The sequence below is a fragment of the Azospirillum griseum genome, from assembly GCF_003966125.1.
Classification (GTDB): Bacteria; Pseudomonadota; Alphaproteobacteria; order Azospirillales; family Azospirillaceae; genus Azospirillum; species Azospirillum griseum.
Window position 1 is genome coordinate 33339 of sequence record NZ_RXMA01000019.1, and the last position, 18398, is coordinate 51736.

The window sequence follows — 18398 nt, forward strand, 5'->3', positions numbered from 1 at the left end:
AGACGCCCGGCGCGCCCGATCGCGCCGTCAGGTCTTGCGGGTCAGCAGCAGCGCGGTCAGATCGTCGTCGATCGGGCCGGTGGCCCGCAGATCGGCCAGCAGCGCGGCGAGGAAGGCGTCGCCCTCCCGGTCGCGGTGGCGGGCGACCAGCGCGGCCAGCCCGGTTTCGTCCAGCACATCGCCACCAACCGGGATTTCGATGGCGGCGTCGGAATACAGGAACAACCGCCCGCCCGGCGGCAGCGGCAGGCTGCGGTTGTCGTATTGGGCGGACGACAGCAGCCCCAGCGGCAACCCGCTGCCATCGCCCAGTTGCGGGGCGTCGTCGCCCGGTGCCCACACCATCGGCGCGGTGGCGGCGGCGGAGGCGTAGTGGAACACCCCTTCCATCGGGTCGATCACCCCGGCCAGCATGGTGGCGAACTGGCCAAAAGGCAGCAACCCGCACAGCCGCTTGTTGAGGGTGGCGAGAAAACGCGCCGGTTCGCCGCTGATGGCGGCCAATTGCTGGCAAATCGCGTGCAGGCGGAAGGTGTTGAGCGCGGCACCGACGCCATGGCCGGAAAAATCGACCAGATACACCGCCAGCCGCCCGTCGGGCAACCGCCGCTCACCCCAGAAATCTCCCCCCAACTCCGACGACGGGGCGAAATGGGCGTCGATGGCGATGCCCAGCGCCTCTTGCGTGCTGGTCAGTCGCGCTGCGGACGGCAACAGCCGTTCCTGCATGCTGCGGGCCAGGGCCAACTCGCTTTGGGCGCGGCGGTGATATCGTTGCAGGTCGTGCAGCAGCGCGCGTTTGGTCAGATGGATGCGCACCCGGGCCAGCAATTCGCCGCCATTGATCGGCTTGGCCACGTAATCGGTCGCCCCAACGGAAAAGGCGCGGGCGCGGTCTTCGGGCCGGTTCAGGCTGGATTGGATCAGGACGGGCAGGGATTTCCATCGGGGATCGGCGCGCAGGTGCCGACACATCTCGAACCCGTCCATGCGCGGCATCATCAGATCCAGCAGGATCAGATCGGGCTGGAACAGCTCCAACCGGGCCAACCCGTCGTTCCCATCCTCGGCCTGCTCGACGTGATGAAAACCGCCGCGCTCCAACAACGCCAGCAGCAGGTTGCGGTTCACCCGGTTGTCGTCCACCACCAGGATGCGGGCGTCGGCGGCGGTCGTCATGGTCCCCTCCGCTCGATCCAGACCAGCGTGTGGTCATCGCCGCTCGCGTGGCCCAGAGCGGCGCGCAAGGCGTTCACGACGCGGGAAAAACCCTCGTCTCCCCCGCCTTCGGACATCGCCCCCGCGATCATCCATCCCAGGCCGACCCCGACTCCCCCCTCGTTCAGCGATTGCAGCACCGCGACGGAATAAAGCGCCAGCACGGCCCCGGGGGCGAGGGGCAGCGTGTCGCTGTGGTAGCGGGTGCCGCTGTTCATCCCGATGGCCATGCCGCCCGTGCCGCCATAGACCGGTGGTTCCCCGTTCGGCGGCAGCAGAAACGGCGGGGCGGATTCGGCGGCGGCGTAGGTGAAGCTGCCCCGCTCGCCATCGATCACGCCATAAATGGCGGTGGCGTGTTGCCCGTCTTCCAGCAAACCCACCGCCTGCCGGTTCAGCGCGGTCAGCATCGCCGCCGGGTCCAGGCCATGATCGACGGTCAGTTCGTGCAGCAGGGTGTGGAGCCGGAAGGCGTTCATCGCCGCCGACACGCCTTGCCCGGACATGTTCAGCAGGAAAATGCCGAGCCGCCCGTCATCCAGCGGCAGCACCCCCCACAGGTCGCCTCCCAGATTGGCTGAAATCTCGGTGTGGGCGCGCAGCACCACCCCAGCCAGCGACCCCAGCGTGTTGCACAGGGTGGGCGAGGGCAACAGATGCTCGTGCATGGAGCGGGCGATGGCCAACTCCCCTTCCACCCGCGCCCGGAAGCTTTGCAGGTGGCGGATGAGCACGCGGCTTTCCAGATGGATGCGCACGCGCGCGACCAACTCCGACCGGTCGAGCGGCTTGGACACCAGATCGGTGGTTCCGGCGACGAAGGCGCGGTTGCGATCCTCGCCGGAGGTCAGCGAGGTCTGCACCAGGATCGGCAGATCGGCGGTCTCCGGATCGGCGCGCAAACGGCGGCACACCTCGAACCCGTCGATTCCCGGCATCATGATGTCCAGGATGACCAGATCGGGTTGCCGCGCCGCCACCAGATCCAGCGCCTCCTGCCCATCGCGGGCGTAATGCAGGTTGTGGAACCCGGCCTCGCTCAGGATCGCCCCGATCAGGGTCCGGTTCAGGTGGGTGTCGTCCACGATCAGAATCGGGCAATCGGGCAGTCCAGCGCCGACATCCGCCGCGAGATCGCTTTCGGGATCCAGTGTCAGCGGCGTCACAGCGAAAACCTCATGCGGATGCGGCGACCGCCGTCCTTCAACTCCACCGAATCCGCCACGGTGGCGATCAAATCCAATCCCCGGCCGGACGCGCCATGGCACTCCGTCCGGTTGGGCTGGAAACCGCCGCCCTCGTCGGCGACCTCAACCGCCAGGGCCGAGGGTTCCAGGGTGACGGCCACCTCCAGACGCCGTTGCGCCAGAACCGGATTCGCCATCTGGCGGACCAGATCGCGGGAGAAGCGCTCCAACTCGGTTGCGCTCAACTCCTTCATGCCCGCGACCTCCAGATTGCCATGCACCAGCGCGTTGCTGATGGCCTCGTGCAGGGCCAGCTCCAGATCGTCGCGCCGCTCCGGCGGCAAGGGGTGGCGGGCGGCCAGCGCGGTCAGCACGCGTCCGGCCAGATGCAGGTCATTGGCGGTTTCGGTGGTCAGATTGATGTAGAGATCGACCGATCCGGCCCGTTCGGTCTGCCAGGTCAGGGTGGGTTGGGCGTCGGGGGCGGATGTCGGTTCGATCCAGGCCGCCACCGGTGGCAGCCATGCGGCGCTGTCCTCCGCCCCTTGCGGACCATCCAGCAGGGCCAGCGTCGAACCGTGCCCCCGCCTGCCCGCGTCGGCACCGGCGACCGATGGCAATCCCAACCACGCGGCGCAGCGGGACAGCCGCTCCTCGTCAATCGCCAGACCGCGCAGGGCGGTGAAGCGGGTTCGTGGGGCGGGCGTCCGGCGGGCCATGCGGCCTCAATCCTCGATGGGGATGAGCTTGCCGATTTGCGCCACGGTCAGCACCCGCTTGACCTGGCCAACCGCGCCGCGCAGCACCAGGGTCTTGTTCACGGCGGTCATTTCCTCCCGCGCGATCAACAACATGCCAATGCCCGCCGAATCGACGAACTCCAGCGACGACAGATCCAGCGTCTGGCGCTGCCCTTTGGCCTGCTTCATTTCGCCGATCAACGCCCGCAGCTTGGCGTGATCGTTGAAGGTCAGGCGTCCGCGCAGGCGGATGGTGTCGTCCCGGTCGCGCTGTTCAATCCCGTAATCCATACTAGTGCTCCCAGAAACCCGTGTCTTTCAACCAAAGAACAGCGATTCGTCAGAACAGCTCAATGTCTCCACCGGCACTGTCGCTATGCGATGCGTCCACGTCAAGCACCCCGTTTTCGTCCAACGCGGTGCCTTCCAACAGAAGTTTTCGCACAAAACGCCCGCGCATTTCGCTCAACGTGAAGCGACTCAACAGGGTGTTCAGCCATTCCTGCGGTTCGCGCGCGCCGACATCCGGTGGCACCTGGTCGCGGATCTGGGTTTCCAGGTCGCTCAGGCCGACGCACAGCACGGCGAGGCTGTCGTTGATCGCCTCGATCCGCTGCTTGGTCAGATCCTGGAACTGCATGCCGGTGATGACGCGCCCGATGGTGGAGGACATCTCCGCCGACACGGTGGCGGCGGTTTCCAGCACGCTTTGGAAATGGTTGGTTTGCTCCACCAGGCTGACCATGGTCTTGTCGACCCGTTCCTTGGCCAGCATCTGCGGCGACATGTCGGTGTTGGCGATCTCGCGCAGGATCTCGTGGCCGTGGCGCACGCCCTTGACCACCGCCGTCACCTTGCTGCGCATCCGTTCGGCCAGCGCGGCGGTGGAGCTGGACAGGTGGCGCACCTCCTGGGCGACGACGGCGAAGGTGCGCCCGGCCTCCCCGGCGCGGCTGGCCTCGATGGTGGCGTTCAGCGCCAGGAAATTGGTCTGCCGGTTGATGCCGTCGATGTCGCCGATGGATTTTTCCAGCTCCACCACGTCCTTTTGCACGTCGTCGAGCAGATAGACCATGCTCATGGCGTGGCGGGACAGGGTGACGATGTTGCTGACCATGTCCGAAATCATGTCCTGCATGCCAACGACCAGCTGGTCCATTGGCACCCGTTCGTCGTCGATGCGGACGGACCCGGCGATGGCGATGATGTCGGCGACGCGCTGGGACTGTTCCAGCGCCTTTTCCGCCAGGATGCGGAAGCGGGTGGAGAGATCGAGCGTGGCGTCTTCCACATGCTGGGAGGTGCGCATCAACTCGCTCTGCACCACGCCCAAGGTCCGGCGCTGAACGTCGGCGAACCCCATCCAGGTGGACAGCAGGTCGTGCGACACCGCCACCGTGTTGGCGGTGGCGTCGACCGAAGCGGTTCCGGCGGCGGGCGTCCGGGGCGCGGCACCGTCAAACGACATATCCAAACTCCTCACTCTGTCCCTTCCGTCCGGGCATCATCCGCCTCAGGAACCGCGCGGGCGGTCGCCGATGGCGTCGTAGGCGCGCATCATTTCGGCGGGAATCTGCGCCAAAGACAGCTCCACCGCCACCGCCCCGCCTTCGCGGGCGGCGCGCGGCATTCCATACACCACGCAGCTCGATTCCTGTTCACCAATGGTGTGGGCACCGGCGTCGCGCATCGCCTTCAGGCCGATGGCCCCGTCGCGGCCCATGCCCGACAGGATGACGCCGACGGCGTTCGGCCCGGCGGCCTTGGCGACGGAACCGAACAGCACATCCACCGATGGCCGGTGGCCGCTGACCGCCGGGCTGTCCTGGATGTGGCAGACCAGCCCCAGACCATCGCGGGCGATGGCAAGATGGCGGTCGCCGGGGGCGATGAAGACCACCCCCTGCGCCAGCCGCGCGCCGTGGCTGGCGACCTGGACGTTGGGGGCGGACATCCGGTCGAGCCGGGCGGCGAAGCTGGGGACGTAGCTCGGCCCCATATGCTGGGTGATGACGATGGGCGGGCAATCGGCGGGCAGGACGGCCAGCACGTCGCGGATGCGTTCGACCCCGCCGGTGGAGGCACCGATGGCGATCAGGCGGTTGCCCGTCTCGGCCCGGCGCGGTCTGGGAAGCGGGGCGACGGCGGCGGCGGGGCGGCGCATCGACAGGCGGGCGGTGGCGGCGACCATGATCTTGGACACCAGCTCGCGTCCGGTCTGTTCGAACCCTTTGCCGTCGGCGCTGCCCGGCTTGGCCAGGCAATCGACCGCCCCCAGCTCCAGCGCGCGGATGGCGGCGTCGGAGCCTTCCTGCGTCAGGGTGGAGATCATGATGACCGGCGTCGGCCGCAGGGTCATGATCTTTTCCAGGAAGGACAGCCCGTCCATCTTCGGCATTTCGACGTCCAGCGTGATGACGTCGGGGTTGGTGGCCTTGATGATCTCGCGCGCCTCGAACGGGTCGCGGGCCACGCCCACCACCTCGATGGCCGGTTCGCGCGCCAGCATGTCCTTCAGCATTTCGCGCATCAGCGCGCTGTCATCGACGATCACGACGCGGATGGCTCGGCTCATCATCAACCCTCGTCCGTGTCGGTGGCGATGAACAGCTCGACGGGGCCATCGATCGGGCCGCGCCGCAGGTTGGACATGAAATGATGCTCCTGGGTGATGGTGTCCACAACCATGGTGGGATTCAGCATACGGCGCATCGCCCGCCCGGCGTGGGGAAAATACCGGATGCGGCGCGCCGACGCACCGCCCAGATCCTGACCGGTCAAAATCAACCCCTCGGCCCGCACATAGTCCAGGGCAAAGCGGCTGTTCATGCCGCCGATGTCATAGCTGCTGTCGATGACGCGGGCACCGCCGAACAGCTTGACCTGCAAGCGCCGCCGCTCGGCCCCGGCGCAGAGCAGCGCGTTGATCAGGCGCTCCATCGCCACCGAGCCATAGCGCGCCGCCTCCCCGTTGCCGCTCAGCTCCGATTCCGGGACCTCGGGCAGCAGGAAATGGTTCATGCCGCCGATGCCGCGCACCGGGTCGTGGATGCAGGCCGACACGCAGGACCCCAGGGTGGTGGACATCATCACGTCCATCCGGTCGCTGACGGCGTGGTCGCCCAGAAACACCTTGATCGTTTCCAGCCCCGTTCCCCGGTTGAGGGCCGACCTGGCGCGCCGGTTGGGGGAGCCGGTGCTGCGCCGGGTGGCGTCCGCGTCGGGGTGATCGTCCGTCGTCTCGCGCGTCATGGCCCCACCCGTTGGTAGATGGTGGGGCCGACCTGCTGGAAACGGTCCGACACGCCATACAGGCTTTCCGAATGCCCCAGGAACAGATAGCCGCCGGGGCCGATCATCCGGGCAAAATTCTCGATCACCTGCATCCGTCCGGGCCGGTCGAAATAGATCAGCACGTTGCGGCAGAAGATGGCGTCGAACGGGCCGGACATCGGCCAACGTTCCAGCAGATTGAGCGGCTTGACGGTGATGAGGCGCTTCAGATCGTCGGTCATGGCGATGGCCGGTTCGCCGTTCAGCGTCGTCGGGCGGGTGAAGCGGGACCGGATCGCCGCCGGGATGCCCGACGCGCTGTCGGCGCTGTACACCCCCCGCCGGGCGGTGTCGACCATGTGGGTGTCGATGTCGGTGGCCAGGATGCGGGCGTCCCAGCGCCGCAGCTCCGGCCCCAGGCTGGCAACCAGCACCATGGCGAGGCTGTAGGGTTCCGGCCCCGAGGAGCAGCCCGCCGACCACAGGCGCAGCCGGGGCTTGGGAACCTTGGCGTGCCGCTCGCGCAGTTCCGGCAGCACCGTCTGTTCCAGAAAGGTGAAGTGGTGGGCCTCGCGGTAAAAGCTGGTCAGGTTGGTGGTCAGAGCGTTGACGAGGTAGCCGATCTCGTGCGCCCCGTCTTCGCTCTGCAACAGGGCGCAATAGGCGTCGAAATCGGGCAGGCGCAGGTCGCGCAGGCGGCGCGCCAACCGGGCGTAGACCATCTCCACCTTGTGCGAGGCCAGCGCGATCCCGGCCAACTGGTGCAGCAGCCGGGCGATCAGGTCGAAATGGTGCCGTTCAAAACGGAACTCGCGGGTGTTCCGAAAATCCGCCGCCGCACCGGTCGGGCGGGGCCGCCGGTCGGCGTCGGGGCGGGGATCATCGGACGGAACCTGCGGGCCGGTCATGGTGGGCCGATCTCAACAAGGGTGGTCAGACGCGGGCGCGGCGGCGGTCGCCCCGATCCCCGGAGGCGCGATCCCCCGAGAAGCGATCTCCAGAAACACGATCCAGGGTGAAATAGGTCATCTGTTCGCGCAGCTGGTCGGCCTGATCCTCCAACGACCGGGCGGCGGCGGTGCTTTCCTCCACCAGGGCGGCGTTCTTCTGGGTCATCTCGTCCATCTGGGCGACGGCGATGTTCACCTCGTCCAGACCGCTGGCCTGTTCGCTGGTGGCGCGGGCGATCTCAGCGACCAGATCGGCGACGCGACCGATGCCGGTGACGATCTCGGTCAGGGCACCGCCCGCCGAACGCACCAGATCGACGCCCTCGCGCACCTGCGCGCCGCTGTCCAGGATCAGCGCCTTGATCTCCTTCGACGCCTGGGCGGAGCGCTGGGCCAGTTGCCGGACCTCCTGCGCCACCACGGCGAAGCCACGCCCGGCGTCGCCCGCGCGCGCGGCCTCCACCGCCGCGTTCAGCGCCAGCAAGTTGGTTTGGAAGGCGATCTCGTCGATCACCCCGATGATGTCGGAGATCTTCTGCGAGGATTGCTCGATCCGCCGCATCGCCTCCACCGCGTCACCCGCCACCTGACCGCCACGCGCCGCCACGCTGCGGGCGTCGGTGGCGAAGCGGTTGACCTGCTGGGCGTTCTCGGCGTTCGACCGCACGGTCGCGGCCAGTTGTTCCATGCTGGCGGCGGTTTCCTCCAGGCTGCTGGCCTGCTGCTCGGTGCGTTCCGACAGGTCCAGGCTGCCCGCCGCCACCTCGCGGCTGGCGGTGGCGATGGAGGACGCCGCGCTGTCGATGCGCCGCACGGTGTCGGACAGTTGCGCGACGGTGTTGTTGAAGTCGTTCTTCAGACGCTGGAACACGCCCTCGTAATTTTGCTCGATCCGGCGGGTCAGGTCGCCGCGCGACAGGGTTTCGAGCGCGGTGGCCAGCTCCTCGGTGACGGCGGAGACGTTTTCCGACAGGCGGTTGATGCCCTCGCTGACCAAGCGGAAGAAACCGGCCTTGTCGGCCAGATCAATGCGGTGGGCGAAGTCGCCGCGCACCGCACGGTCCACCATGCCGCTGATCTCGGCCTCAATCGCCAGTTCGTCGGTGCGGTCGCGCCACTCGATGACGGTCCCCAGCTTTTCGCCCTGGCGGCTGACCACCGGGTTGGCGATCACCTCGAACGTGCGCCCGCCCGCCTTGGCCGACCCGCGATAGGTCTGGGTCAGGGCGCTCAACAGACGGCGCTGGTGGCTGGGGTCGCGGTGGAAGATGTCGTAATTCTGGCCCAACAGCGTCTTGCTGTCGAAGTTGGGCAAGGCCTTTTTCAGATCGGCTTCAGCGTGGCGGAACATGCCCATGATGGAGTCGTTGGCGTAGAGGATCTGGCCATCGGCGTCCGCCATCATGATGTTGGCCGACACCCGGTCCAGCGCGATGCGCAGCCGGGCCGCCTCCACCGCCTCGTCCTTGAAGGCGGCGACGGCGCGGGCCATCTCGCCCATCTCGTCGCCGGATTGGGTGTGGGGAACGGCGACGTTCAGCTTGCCCGCCAGCAGGTCGGTCATCACCGTCTTGATTCCGGTGATCGGGTCGATGATCGACCGCCCGATCCGGTGGGCGGCGAAGACCCCGATCAGCAGCGACAGCAGGCCCAGCCCGATCGACAGGCGGGTGTTCGTCGTTGCCTCCTGCTCGGCAGCGGTCTCGTCGGCGAGTTGCTCGGCCCGCAGGGCGGTGATGATGCCGCCGATCACATCGTTGATCCGCGCCACCTGTTTGGCCACTTCGGCGGTGCGTTGGGTGATGGTGGCGTTGAGCGCCAGCGCGTCCTTGACGGCGGCGCGGTAGTCGGTGGCGCGCGCCTCCACATCGCGCAAAACCGCGCTGACGGTGGGGGAGGCGCGGAAGGCGGCGGTCAACTCGGCCAGATGCTCACCCAGCTCCTTGCTCTGGCCTTCCACCTGGGTGGCGGCGGCGGGATCCTTCAGACCGAGGGCGCGGTTGGCGGCAAAGCGGACGGTGATCCAGTGCTTGATCGCCTCCTGCGCGTCGATGGCGGCGGTGCTGTTGTCCTTGCTCGCCGTCACGACCTCTTCCAGTTGGGCAGTGACACGCTCGCCGTTCGGGTCCATCCGGTCGCGCAGGAGGCGGTCGAACCGTTCGCGCAACACGCGGACCTGTTCGAACTGCTCGTGATACTCGCCGTGCAGCCGCGACAGTTCGGCAAAGGCAGCGGCCTGGGAGGAGGCGTTGAGGGTTGCCTGACGCTCGCTCATCGCCTTTTCGAAGGCGGCGCGCAGGGCGCGCTGACGCTCCAACGAGCTGATGTCACCGGTGAAGATGAAGTCCCGCCCCTGGATGCGCTGGTTGGCCAGTCGGCTTTCCAGATCCTTGGCGAACAGGGCCAGATCGCCCGATTTCAGCGCGTGGTCCAGCCGGTTGTTCAGGCTGTTCTGTCCCAGGATGCCAATCCCCAACTGCGCGGCGATCAAGGCCAGGAGCAGGCCGAACACCAGCCACAGCCGTTGCGCGATGCCCATGCGGCGCAGGGGGGCACCGTTGTCGGTGGCGGCGGGCGCGGTGGTGACTTGCGTGGTCATGACGGTTGTCTCCGGCGTCTTGGGCGTTGGCCAGTGGGGCGGTTGGGGCGTTGGTGGTTGGGGTGTTGGCCGATGGGGCGAGGCCCCGGTCGGGTGGCGTTCAGGGAGTCGCGGCGTTGGCGGCGATCGCCCGGCTGTCAACCGGGTCCTGATGATCGCCATGTTCGTTTGCGAACAGCTTGTCGACGTTCAGCAGCGTCACCATGCGGTTCTCGGCGGTGTAGAGACCGCTGAGATACTCGGCGTCGATCAGGCCGCTGTCCACGTCGGGCGGCGGTTTGATGGCGTCCGGGCCGATGGCCAGAATGTCGGAAATCGCGTCGACCAGAATGCCCCGCGTCCGCTCGCCAACCTGGATCACCACCACCACATGGCGTTTCGTCACCTCGGTCTTGCCGCCGCCGAAACGGGCGCGCAGATCAAAGATCGGAATGATGATGCCGCGCAGGTTGATGACCCCCCGGACATAGTCGGGAAGATTGGGCAGTCGGCTTTCCGGTGTCCAGCCGCGTATTTCCCTGACCGCCAGGATGTTGACCCCGTATTCCTCGGTGCCGACGGTGAAGGAGACGTATTGATCCTCCGTCCCGTTCAGGGACAGGGCGTCGGACCGGCTGCCTCCGACGGTGGCGAGTGCCATGGAACTGCTCATGCTCATCGCTGGGCCTCAGACCGTTTGGCGTTGACGCGGGGAGGGACCGGCCAGCGCCGGAGTGGGGGTGGCGGTTGGGCGGGCGCGGTCGCTGTCGCCGCTGTGGCGGCTCATCTCGCGCAGGCCCGCGACGTCCAGGATCAGGGCGACCCGCCCGTCGCCCAGGATGGTGGCGGCGGCCACGCCGTCCAGGCGGCGGAAGTTCGATTCCAGGCTTTTGATGACGACCTGCTGCTGGCCCAGCACCTCGTCCACCACCAGCCCCAGCCGCGATCCGTCCTCCGTCTCCACCAGCACGACCAGCCCACGGGTGGCGTCGTCCACCGCCTTGGGGATGCCGAACAGGCGGTGGAGATAGACCAGCCGCACATACTCGCCGCGCGCCATCATCACGTCGCATTTGTTGACCAGCCCGTGCAGATCGACGGGTTTGGGGCGCAGGCTTTCCACGATGTTGGTCAGCGGCAGGACGAACCGTTCCTCTCCCACCGAAATGACCATGCCGTCCAGCACCGCCAGCGTCAGCGGCAGCGACAAGACGAAGCGGGAGCCTTCGCCCGGCGTGGAATAGACGCCGATGCGCCCGCCCAGCGCCGAGATGTTGCGGCGCACCACATCCATGCCGACGCCGCGCCCGGACAGGTTCGACACCTGATCGGCGGTGGAGAAGCCCGGCAGGAAGATCAGATTGTCGATCTCCTCGTCGGTCAGGCTGGCACCGGGTTGGACCAGCCCCTTTTCGATGGCCTTGGACAGCACCTTGGCGCGGTTGATGCCGCGCCCGTCGTCCGTCACCTCGATGACGATGCGGCCGGAGCGGTGCTGCGCCGACAGATGGACGGTTCCGGCGCGCGGCTTGCCGATGCGTTCGCGCTCCTCCGGCCCTTCCAGCCCGTGGTCGATGGAGTTGCGGATCATGTGGGTCAGCGGATCGACGAGGTTCTCCACCACCGTCTTGTCCACCTCGGTGTTTTCGCCGGAGGTGGCGAGCAGCACCTCCTTGCCGGTCATCGTGGCGCATTCGCGCACCAGGCGCGGCATCCGCGAAAAGACGCTCGACACCGGTTGCGCGCGAATCGACATCACGCTTTCGCGCAGTTCGCGGGTGTGCTGGGCCAGCTGCTCCAACCCCTCCTGCAACTCCTGGAACTGGCCGGGGGGCAGATCGCGCAGATGCTCGGCGATCATCGCCTGCGTGATGACCATCTCGCCAACCATGTTCACCAGCCGGTCGATCTTGTCGAGATCGACGCGGATGGTGTGGGTGGTCAGACCGCCATGATCGCCGCCGCTGTTGCCGCTGCGCGGCTTGGCCGGGCCATCCGTTTTCGCGCCGTCGCTTTTGGCGGTGGCCGGTGATGTGGTGGCTGGTGTGGTTGTGGTTTGTGCGGCGGGTGGGCCGGGGACCGCCGACGGTTCGGTGCGGGCGGGCGGCGGCGGGGCAGCGCTGGCGGCGGGGGCCGACGGTTCCACGACGGCGGGCAGCGGGGCATCGGCGCTGATCTGGAGGTCGCAATCGTCGGCGACGAACTCGAACACGTCGTCGATCCGGTCGCGCCCGACCGATGCGTCGGCGGTCAGGGTGATGGTCCAGGACAGATGCAGCAGCTCGGCGTCCAGATCGGCCAGTGCGGGCAGGTCGTCCAGATGGCAGTGGATGTCCGCCTCGCCCAAACGGCGCAGGGCGCGCAGCATGTAGGCCGGTTCGTTGCCCGACAGCAGCAGGTCGCTTTTGGGGCGGAAACGGATGGTCCAGCGCACGCGGTCGGCGGTGCCCGAACCGGTGCCGGGCGGGTCGTCGTCGGCGCGGGCGGCGTGGATCGCGGCCAGCGCGTCGCCGAAGATTCCGGCCTCGTCATCCTCATCGTCCGGCGTCGCGCTGGCGGGGGGAGCCGCCGATTCGGCCACCGGCTGCGGCGGGTCGCCGGTGCGATTCGCCGCAAGGGCGTGGCGCAGGGCGGCGACGGTGTCGTCGGTCAGGCCGGGCGGCGGATCGATCTCGTCCCCGGCGCAGCCCAGCAACTGGCCCAACAGGTCGTTGGCGCGGATCAGCGTGTCGATCAGGTCGGTGGTGACGGGGATCGCGCCGTTGCGCAGCTCGTCCATCACCGTTTCGAATTCGTGGGAGAAGGCGACCAGTTCGGAAAAGCCGAAGGCCCCGGCTCCGCCCTTGATCGAATGGACGGCGCGGAAGATCGCGTTCACCTCGTCCATGTCGACGTCGCCGGGGGACAGCCGCAGCAGCCCGGCCTCGGCGACCGCCATCAGTTCGGCGCTCTCGTCGAAATAGGTCTGCTTGAACCGGCTCAGATCGTCCACGATCGCTCTCCTTGCCCGTGCGCGGTTTGCGGGTGCCGACCCGGCGGGGTCAGCCGCAGACCTTCTGCACGACGGAAATCAGTTTGTCCGGGTTGAACGGCTTCACGATCCAGCCGGTTGCCCCGGCGGCCCGCCCCTCCGCCTTTTTCGAATCGTCGGCTTCGGTGGTCAGCATCAGGATCGGCAGGCTGCGGTGGGCCGGGATGGCGCGCAGCTTGCGGATCAGGGTCAGGCCATCCATCACCGGCATGTTCAGGTCGGTGATGACCAGATCGACCTTGGACGCGGCGATGGCGGTCATCGCCGCCTGTCCGTCGGCGGCCTCCACCACCTCGTAGCCGGCCCCGCGCAGGGTGAAGGACACCATGTCGCGCATGGTGCGGGAATCATCGACGGTCAAAACCTTCTTTTTCACGCGCGGCTCCATTGCTTCAGCCAATCCTGAAGGCCCAAATCCTCACACGCTTCGCTCAGGCTGTCCGACGGGGTGGCGATGGCAAAGACGGCCCCGCGCGCGGCGCTGTCGCGGGCGGCCACCACCAGGGTCTGCACGGTGGCCGCGCTGACGCGCTCCACCGCGTCGGCCTGCACCGTCACGTCGTTGGCGGCGGCGAAGGCGGCGCGCAGGCTGTCGAGCAGCGGTTGCGCCATTGGCAGATCCAGGTCGCTGGGCAGGGTCAGGCGGACGCGCCCGGCCTCTTCGCTCCATTTGATCAGAGTCATGCCCCGCTTTCCCTTCGCTGCCCTGCGTTCGGCCACACGGATGTGTTAAGCCAAAATCATTGCCACGTTGCGCAGGGTCCTAGAACTTAGGAGCAACCGCAATCCTTTTCGACGGGCAGCGGCGAGGGATGTGCCGCGAATCGGGAGTCAGCCTTTCAACCGGGCGATGAGGGGGCGGAATTCGGCCAGGACCGCTTCGTACACATGGCGTTTGAAGGCGACGATCAGGCCCGGCAACTCCTCCGCGTCGATCCATTTCCAGGCGTCGAATTCGGGGTGGTCGGTGTCGAGCCGTATGTCGGCCTCGGTCCCGGTGAAACGGGCGGCCATCCAGGTCTGCTCCTGCCCGCGCCAACGCCCCTTCCACACCCGACCCAGCAGATCGTCGGGCAGGTCGTAGCGGTGCGGGGTGGCGGATAGGGCGAGGAACTCGGCCTTGGCGGTGCCGATCTCCTCCTCCAGCTCGCGGAAGGCGGCGCTGCGGGCGTCCTCGCCGTCGTCGATGCCGCCCTGGGGCATTTGCCAGTCGGCCTCCGACCCGGTGCGGCGGGCGACGAACACCTCCCCCCGGTCGTTCAGCAGCATGATGCCGACGCAGGGGCGGTAGGGCAGCGAGTCGCGGTCGATGGGCTTGGGAGCCTTGGTCTTGTCGTGTTTGGACATGGCGGACGGCGCTTTCGTCATTGCTTCTGGATGTTGACCACCGCCGACACCGGGGCCAGCACCACCCCCCGGTCGTTCAGCGAGGTCATCCACAGGGCGATCCGTTCGATCGTGGTCGGGTAGGGGGAGGCCATGCCCACGGCGGCCCCGTTGGCCTTGGCCAGCCCTTCCAGCTCGCGCAGCTGGTCGTCGATGGCCCCGCGCGACAGGTCGCGGTCGATGGTGCGGTCGGCCAGCGCGCGCGGGACCCCGGCCAGCATCGCCAGCGGCCCGGCCACGCTCTTGGGGTTGGCGCGGGCGTCGACGAACAGCAGGCCGCGCGCCTTCAGCGCGTCGATCATCGGCTGGACGGCGGCCTGGTTGGCGGTGAATTTGCTGCCGGTGGTGCTGGTGATGCCGACATAGCCGACGACCTTCCCCAGCGACCATTCCAGCCGCTCCATGTTGCGGTCGGGGCCGAGCATGGTCAGCAGGGCGTTGGGGCCGGGATCGTCGCGCGGGTAATTCTGCGGCTCCATCGGCACGGCCAGCATCACCTCGTGCCCCTTGGTCCGCGCGCGTTCCACCCAATTGTCCAGCCGTTCGGCATAGGGGACGAAGGCGAGCGTCACGGCGGGGGGCAGCTTGGCCAGCGCGTTGCCGGTGGTCACGCCGCTGATGCCCATGTCGGCCATGACGATGGCCACACGCGGACGCTTGTCGGCGGCGGGGAAGGGGCGGGCGTAAACCTGCCAGGGCTTGCGCCCATCCTCCGCCACCTTCGGCAGCGGGCCGTTGCGGCTGTCCTCGACCATGCCCGGGACCGGGGCCGGGGTCAGGGTGACGTTGGCGGTGGCCTCCGGCAGGGCGAGCGGCGCGGCGGTGGTGGGCGGTTGCGCCGGTGCTGGCGTGGCCGGGGTTGGTGCGGCGGGCGGCGTGGCGGCCGGTTGCGGCGCTTTGGGCGGCGGCGGGGCGGGGGGCGGGGCCACCGCGAGGCTGAGTTTCGGCGACGCCGCTTCCCACGCCTGGGTGGTTCCCTCGGCGTTCAGGGCCAGCCAGCCGACCAGACCGCCCACGACCAGCACCACACCGCCGATCGCCCCCAACAGCAGTTTGGGCGGTGGGCGGCGCGGCTTGTCATCCTCATCGCCGAAATCGGCGTGCGGGTTCATCTTGCGGCGAAGGCGGGCCAGGAACCCGACGCCGGGGCGCAGACCCCGGACATCGAATTTCAGGCGCCCAAGAAACGCTGGCGCTTTCACCGCGTCGTGCTCCCGATCCGGTCAGCGCCCGGCGGCGCGCGATTGGAACAGCGCGACACCGCGCAACAGGTCGAGCGCGCGGGTCAACTGGTTGTCGAACGGCGGGGCCGCACCCGGAGCCGCCGGAGCCGGGGCGTCGGGGTCGGCGGGGGCGTTGGCCGGGGTGGGGGCCGGGGTGGGGGCTGCGGGCGGGGTGGCGCTGTTGGCCGCCCCGGCGGCGGGCGGCTTGGCACCCGGACGGTTCTGGTTGGCCGGGTCGGTGTTGCGCAGCGAGCCTTTCAGATCGGCCTCGCGGCGGCGGGCGACGTTGCCCTCCAGATCCTCCACCTTGGCGACGTGCACCTCGATGTCGGGGGTGATGCCCAATTGCTGGATCGAGCGGCCTGACGGCGTGTAATAGCGCGCCGTGGTCAGGCGCATCGCCCCATGGCCGGGCAGCGGGATGATGGTCTGGACCGATCCCTTGCCGAAGGATTGCGTCCCCATGATGATCGCGCGCTTGTGGTCCTGCAACGCACCGGCGACGATTTCCGAGGCGGAGGCCGACCCGCCGTTGATCAGCACGACCAGCGGCAGCCCCTTGATGAGGTCGCCCGGCTTGGCGTTGAAGCGGGTCCCCTCTTCGGACTTGCGGCCACGGGTGGAGACGATTTCCCCCTTGTCCAGGAAGCTGTCGGACACCGACACCGCCTGATCGAGCAGCCCGCCGGGGTTGTTGCGCAGGTCGAGCACGAAGCCGCGCAGCTTGTCGCCCAACTGCTGCTGGATCGCCGCGATGGCCTTTTCCAGGCCGACCTGGGTCTGTTCGTTGAAGCTGGTGATGCGGACATAGCCGATCTCGCCCTCCACCCTGTGGCGGACGGACTGCACCTTGACCACCGCGCGGGTCAGCGACACCTCGAACGGTTCGCCGACGTCGCCCCGGCGGACGGTGATCTTCAGCTCGCTGCCCACCGGGCCGCGCATCTTTTCAACGGCCTCGTTCAGGGTCAGGCCCATCACCGCTTCGCCGTTCAACTGGACGATCAGGTCGCCCGGTTGCAGGCCGGCGCGGAAGGCCGGGGTGTCGTCGATGGGCGAGACGACCTTGACCAGGCCGTTTTCCATCGTCACCTCGATCCCCAACCCGCCGAACTCGCCCCGGGTCTGGACCTGCATATCCTGGTAATTCTTTTTGTTCAGGTAGCTGGAGTGCGGATCCAGGGAGGTCAGCATCCCGTTGATCGCCGCCTCGACCAGCTGCTCGTCCGTGACCTTTTCCACATATTCGGCGCGCACGCGCTCGAACACGTCGCCGAACAGGTTCAGTTGCCGGTAGGTCTCCGACGTGTTGCTGGATTGGGCGGTGACGGTGGCAACCCCAGCGCCGAGAAACACCAGGGCCGCCGCCGTTGCGGCTCGCTTCAACATCCTCATCTACCCGCGTCCTTTTCCCTCTGGGGTGCCGAACCCGCGCTGCGGATTGATCGGCTGACCATTGCGCCGCAGTTCGAAATAGAGGTCCGGCGCTCCGTCGCCCGGCATGACCGCGATGGGTTCCCCCGCCGCCACCGTCTTGCCGACCGCCGTGTCGATCCGGCCCAAACCCGCAATGAGACTATGATATCCGCCGCTGTGTTCAACGATCAAAATAAGGCCATAGCCTTTGAACGGCCCAGCATACACCACGGACCCGCCTTGCGGGGCGACCACGGTGGCCGCCGCGCGGGTCTGGATGGTCACGCCCCGGCTGGTCGCGCCGAATCGGTCGGTCTCGCCGAATCGGGTGGTCAGCTTGCCGCCGACCGGGGTCGGCATGCCCGCCACGCTGGGCGGGCCGCTGGGGGCCTTCTTCGCCAGCGCCAGTTCGGCGGCGGCGCGGGCGGCCTCGTCCTTGGCGCGCTGCTCCTCGGCGGCTTTCTGGGCGGCGGCCTTCTGTTCGGCGGCGCGCAGCTCGGCCAGCTTGCGTTCGGCCTCCTTGCGCTCCGCCTCCTTCTGGGCGGCGAGTCGGCGTTCGGCCTCGCGCTGTTCGGCCTGTCGCTTTTCCGCCTCTTTCCGTTCGCTGTCCCGGCGTTCGGCCTCGCGCTTGGCGGCGGTCTCGGCGGCGGCGCGGCGTTCGCTTTCGATCCGGTCCATCAATTGGCGCAGGTCGCTGGCCTGGCCGGACAATTGCCCCATGTGCTGGGCCAGCTGCTGCCGTTCGGCGTCGGTCTGGCGGGACAGCTCCTCGCGGCGGCTGACCAGACGGCTGATGTCGGCCTGCTTCTCGGCCAGCGCCTTGCGCGCGGCCAGCGCCTTGGCCCGTTGGGCGACCAGCGATTCGCGGGTCTCGGCCAGCCCGGTCAGGGCGGCGAGCAGCGCGTCGGCGCGGGCGCGCAGGGCGGGCACGGTGTCGCGCAGCAGCAGGGCGGAGCGCAGCGTGTCCACCGGCCCCTCCGGCCGGATCAGGGCGGCTTCCGGCGGGACCCGCGCCAGCCGTTGCAGCGCGGCCAGCAGCCCGGCGATCTGGGCGCGTTCGCTGTCCAGCGCGGCGGTGCGGCGCTGCTCCTCGGCCTCCAGCGCGGCCAGCGTGCCTTCCAGCTCGTCGAGGCCGCGTTCCTGCACACGGGCCTGATCGGCCAGCCCGATCACCTGGCCGCGCAGCTCGTTCAGCTCCTTGTCGAGCGTCTGCGACTGGCGGTCCAACTGGCGCTGGCGGTTGCGGTCGTTTTGGAGTTCCTGCTCCACCCGCTTCAACGCCTGCCCGGCGGCGTCGGGGTGGGGGTCGGTCTGGGCGATGGCGGGGGTGGAGAGCGTGAGGAGGGCAACGACGACGAATCGGGCCGAGGACGGTCCGGCACCCGGCACCCCCTCA

The 18398-nt window shown here is 68.3% G+C and carries 16 protein-coding genes and 1 pseudogene; all 17 read right to left on the bottom strand.

What is annotated here, in order from left to right; genetic code table 11:
* Positions 1-27 precede the first annotated feature (27 nt).
* The 17 genes and pseudogenes from EJ903_RS18020 to EJ903_RS18100 all read right to left on the bottom strand — a co-directional run bounded on the left by EJ903_RS18020 (position 28) and on the right by EJ903_RS18100 (position 18391).
* Complete coding sequence (locus EJ903_RS18020; protein ID WP_126618020.1) at positions 28-1179, bottom strand: PP2C family protein-serine/threonine phosphatase; 1152 nt, start codon at positions 1177-1179, stop codon at positions 28-30.
* Entirely contained in the window at positions 1176-2384 is a 1209-nt protein-coding gene (locus tag EJ903_RS18025; protein ID WP_126618022.1) for a fused response regulator/phosphatase, read from the bottom strand. The genes EJ903_RS18020 and EJ903_RS18025 overlap by 4 nt, the downstream gene beginning before the upstream one ends.
* Positions 2381-3124: an ATP-binding protein gene (locus tag EJ903_RS18030; protein WP_126618024.1), complete on the bottom strand. Its 744-nt coding sequence runs from the start codon at positions 3122-3124 to the stop codon at positions 2381-2383. The genes EJ903_RS18025 and EJ903_RS18030 overlap by 4 nt, the downstream gene beginning before the upstream one ends.
* A gap of 6 nt (positions 3125-3130) precedes the next feature.
* Positions 3131-3436 carry an STAS domain-containing protein gene (locus EJ903_RS18035; RefSeq protein WP_126618026.1) on the bottom strand — a complete coding sequence of 102 codons (306 nt, stop codon included), beginning with the start codon at positions 3434-3436 and terminating at the stop codon, positions 3131-3133.
* A 49-nt stretch (positions 3437-3485) separates the two neighbouring features.
* Positions 3486-4166, bottom strand: a pseudogene (locus EJ903_RS28155) (methyl-accepting chemotaxis protein); the annotation flags it as partial.
* 492 nt (positions 4167-4658) lie between these two features.
* Positions 4659-5723, bottom strand: coding sequence for a protein-glutamate methylesterase/protein-glutamine glutaminase (locus EJ903_RS18045; RefSeq protein WP_417281851.1), 1065 nt, complete (start codon positions 5721-5723; stop codon positions 4659-4661).
* Positions 5723-6397, bottom strand: a complete 675-nt coding sequence (locus tag EJ903_RS18050; protein ID WP_126618030.1) for a chemotaxis protein — start codon at positions 6395-6397, stop codon at positions 5723-5725. The genes EJ903_RS18045 and EJ903_RS18050 overlap by 1 nt, the downstream gene beginning before the upstream one ends.
* Complete coding sequence (locus tag EJ903_RS18055) at positions 6394-7326, bottom strand: CheR family methyltransferase (protein ID WP_126618032.1); 933 nt, start codon at positions 7324-7326, stop codon at positions 6394-6396. Before EJ903_RS18055 ends, EJ903_RS18050 begins: the two co-directional genes overlap by 4 nt.
* Before the next feature lie 25 nt (positions 7327-7351).
* Positions 7352-9967 (bottom strand): methyl-accepting chemotaxis protein, encoded by a 2616-nt coding sequence (locus EJ903_RS28055; RefSeq protein WP_126618034.1) that lies wholly within the window; start codon positions 9965-9967, stop codon positions 7352-7354.
* A 100-nt stretch (positions 9968-10067) separates the two neighbouring features.
* Entirely contained in the window at positions 10068-10607 is a 540-nt protein-coding gene (locus EJ903_RS18065; RefSeq protein ID WP_246015720.1) for a chemotaxis protein CheW, read from the bottom strand.
* Positions 10608-10634: 27 nt separating this feature from the next.
* Positions 10635-12938 (bottom strand): chemotaxis protein CheA, encoded by a 2304-nt coding sequence (locus tag EJ903_RS18070; protein WP_126618038.1) that lies wholly within the window; start codon positions 12936-12938, stop codon positions 10635-10637.
* A 49-nt stretch (positions 12939-12987) separates the two neighbouring features.
* Positions 12988-13365, bottom strand: coding sequence for a response regulator (locus EJ903_RS18075; RefSeq protein ID WP_126618040.1), 378 nt, complete (start codon positions 13363-13365; stop codon positions 12988-12990).
* The gene (locus EJ903_RS18080) at positions 13350-13661 is read right to left on the bottom strand and encodes an STAS domain-containing protein (protein ID WP_126618042.1); all 312 of its coding nucleotides are present in this window, start codon (positions 13659-13661) and stop codon (positions 13350-13352) included. The genes EJ903_RS18075 and EJ903_RS18080 overlap by 16 nt, the downstream gene beginning before the upstream one ends.
* Before the next feature lie 147 nt (positions 13662-13808).
* The gene (locus tag EJ903_RS18085) at positions 13809-14324 is read right to left on the bottom strand and encodes an RNA pyrophosphohydrolase (RefSeq protein ID WP_126618044.1); all 516 of its coding nucleotides are present in this window, start codon (positions 14322-14324) and stop codon (positions 13809-13811) included.
* 17 nt (positions 14325-14341) lie between these two features.
* Complete coding sequence (locus EJ903_RS18090) at positions 14342-15565, bottom strand: divergent polysaccharide deacetylase family protein (protein ID WP_126618046.1); 1224 nt, start codon at positions 15563-15565, stop codon at positions 14342-14344.
* 21 nt (positions 15566-15586) lie between these two features.
* Positions 15587-16981 (bottom strand): S41 family peptidase, encoded by a 1395-nt coding sequence (locus tag EJ903_RS18095; protein WP_126618048.1) that lies wholly within the window; start codon positions 16979-16981, stop codon positions 15587-15589.
* Positions 16982-18391, bottom strand: coding sequence for a murein hydrolase activator EnvC family protein (locus EJ903_RS18100; protein ID WP_246015721.1), 1410 nt, complete (start codon positions 18389-18391; stop codon positions 16982-16984).
* Positions 18392-18398 lie beyond the last annotated feature (7 nt).

What these genes read in the sequence shown, in the direction of transcription:
- EJ903_RS18020 (WP_126618020.1), bottom strand. Translation starts at nt 1,179, where the DNA reads ATGACGACCGCCGCCGACGCCCGCATCCTGGTGGTGGACGACAACCGG.
- EJ903_RS18030 (WP_126618024.1), bottom strand. Translation starts at nt 3,124, where the DNA reads ATGGCCCGCCGGACGCCCGCCCCACGAACCCGCTTCACCGCCCTGCGC.
- EJ903_RS18035 (WP_126618026.1), bottom strand. Translation starts at nt 3,436, where the DNA reads ATGGATTACGGGATTGAACAGCGCGACCGGGACGACACCATCCGCCTG.
- EJ903_RS18045 (WP_417281851.1), bottom strand. Translation starts at nt 5,723, where the DNA reads ATGATGAGCCGAGCCATCCGCGTCGTGATCGTCGATGACAGCGCGCTG.
- EJ903_RS18050 (WP_126618030.1), bottom strand. Translation starts at nt 6,397, where the DNA reads ATGACGCGCGAGACGACGGACGATCACCCCGACGCGGACGCCACCCGG.
- EJ903_RS18055 (WP_126618032.1), bottom strand. Translation starts at nt 7,326, where the DNA reads ATGACCGGCCCGCAGGTTCCGTCCGATGATCCCCGCCCCGACGCCGAC.
- EJ903_RS28055 (WP_126618034.1), bottom strand. Translation starts at nt 9,967, where the DNA reads ATGACCACGCAAGTCACCACCGCGCCCGCCGCCACCGACAACGGTGCC.
- EJ903_RS18065 (WP_246015720.1), bottom strand. Translation starts at nt 10,607, where the DNA reads ATGGCACTCGCCACCGTCGGAGGCAGCCGGTCCGACGCCCTGTCCCTG.
- EJ903_RS18075 (WP_126618040.1), bottom strand. Translation starts at nt 13,365, where the DNA reads ATGGAGCCGCGCGTGAAAAAGAAGGTTTTGACCGTCGATGATTCCCGC.
- EJ903_RS18080 (WP_126618042.1), bottom strand. Translation starts at nt 13,661, where the DNA reads ATGACTCTGATCAAATGGAGCGAAGAGGCCGGGCGCGTCCGCCTGACC.
- EJ903_RS18085 (WP_126618044.1), bottom strand. Translation starts at nt 14,324, where the DNA reads ATGTCCAAACACGACAAGACCAAGGCTCCCAAGCCCATCGACCGCGAC.
- EJ903_RS18095 (WP_126618048.1), bottom strand. Translation starts at nt 16,981, where the DNA reads ATGAGGATGTTGAAGCGAGCCGCAACGGCGGCGGCCCTGGTGTTTCTC.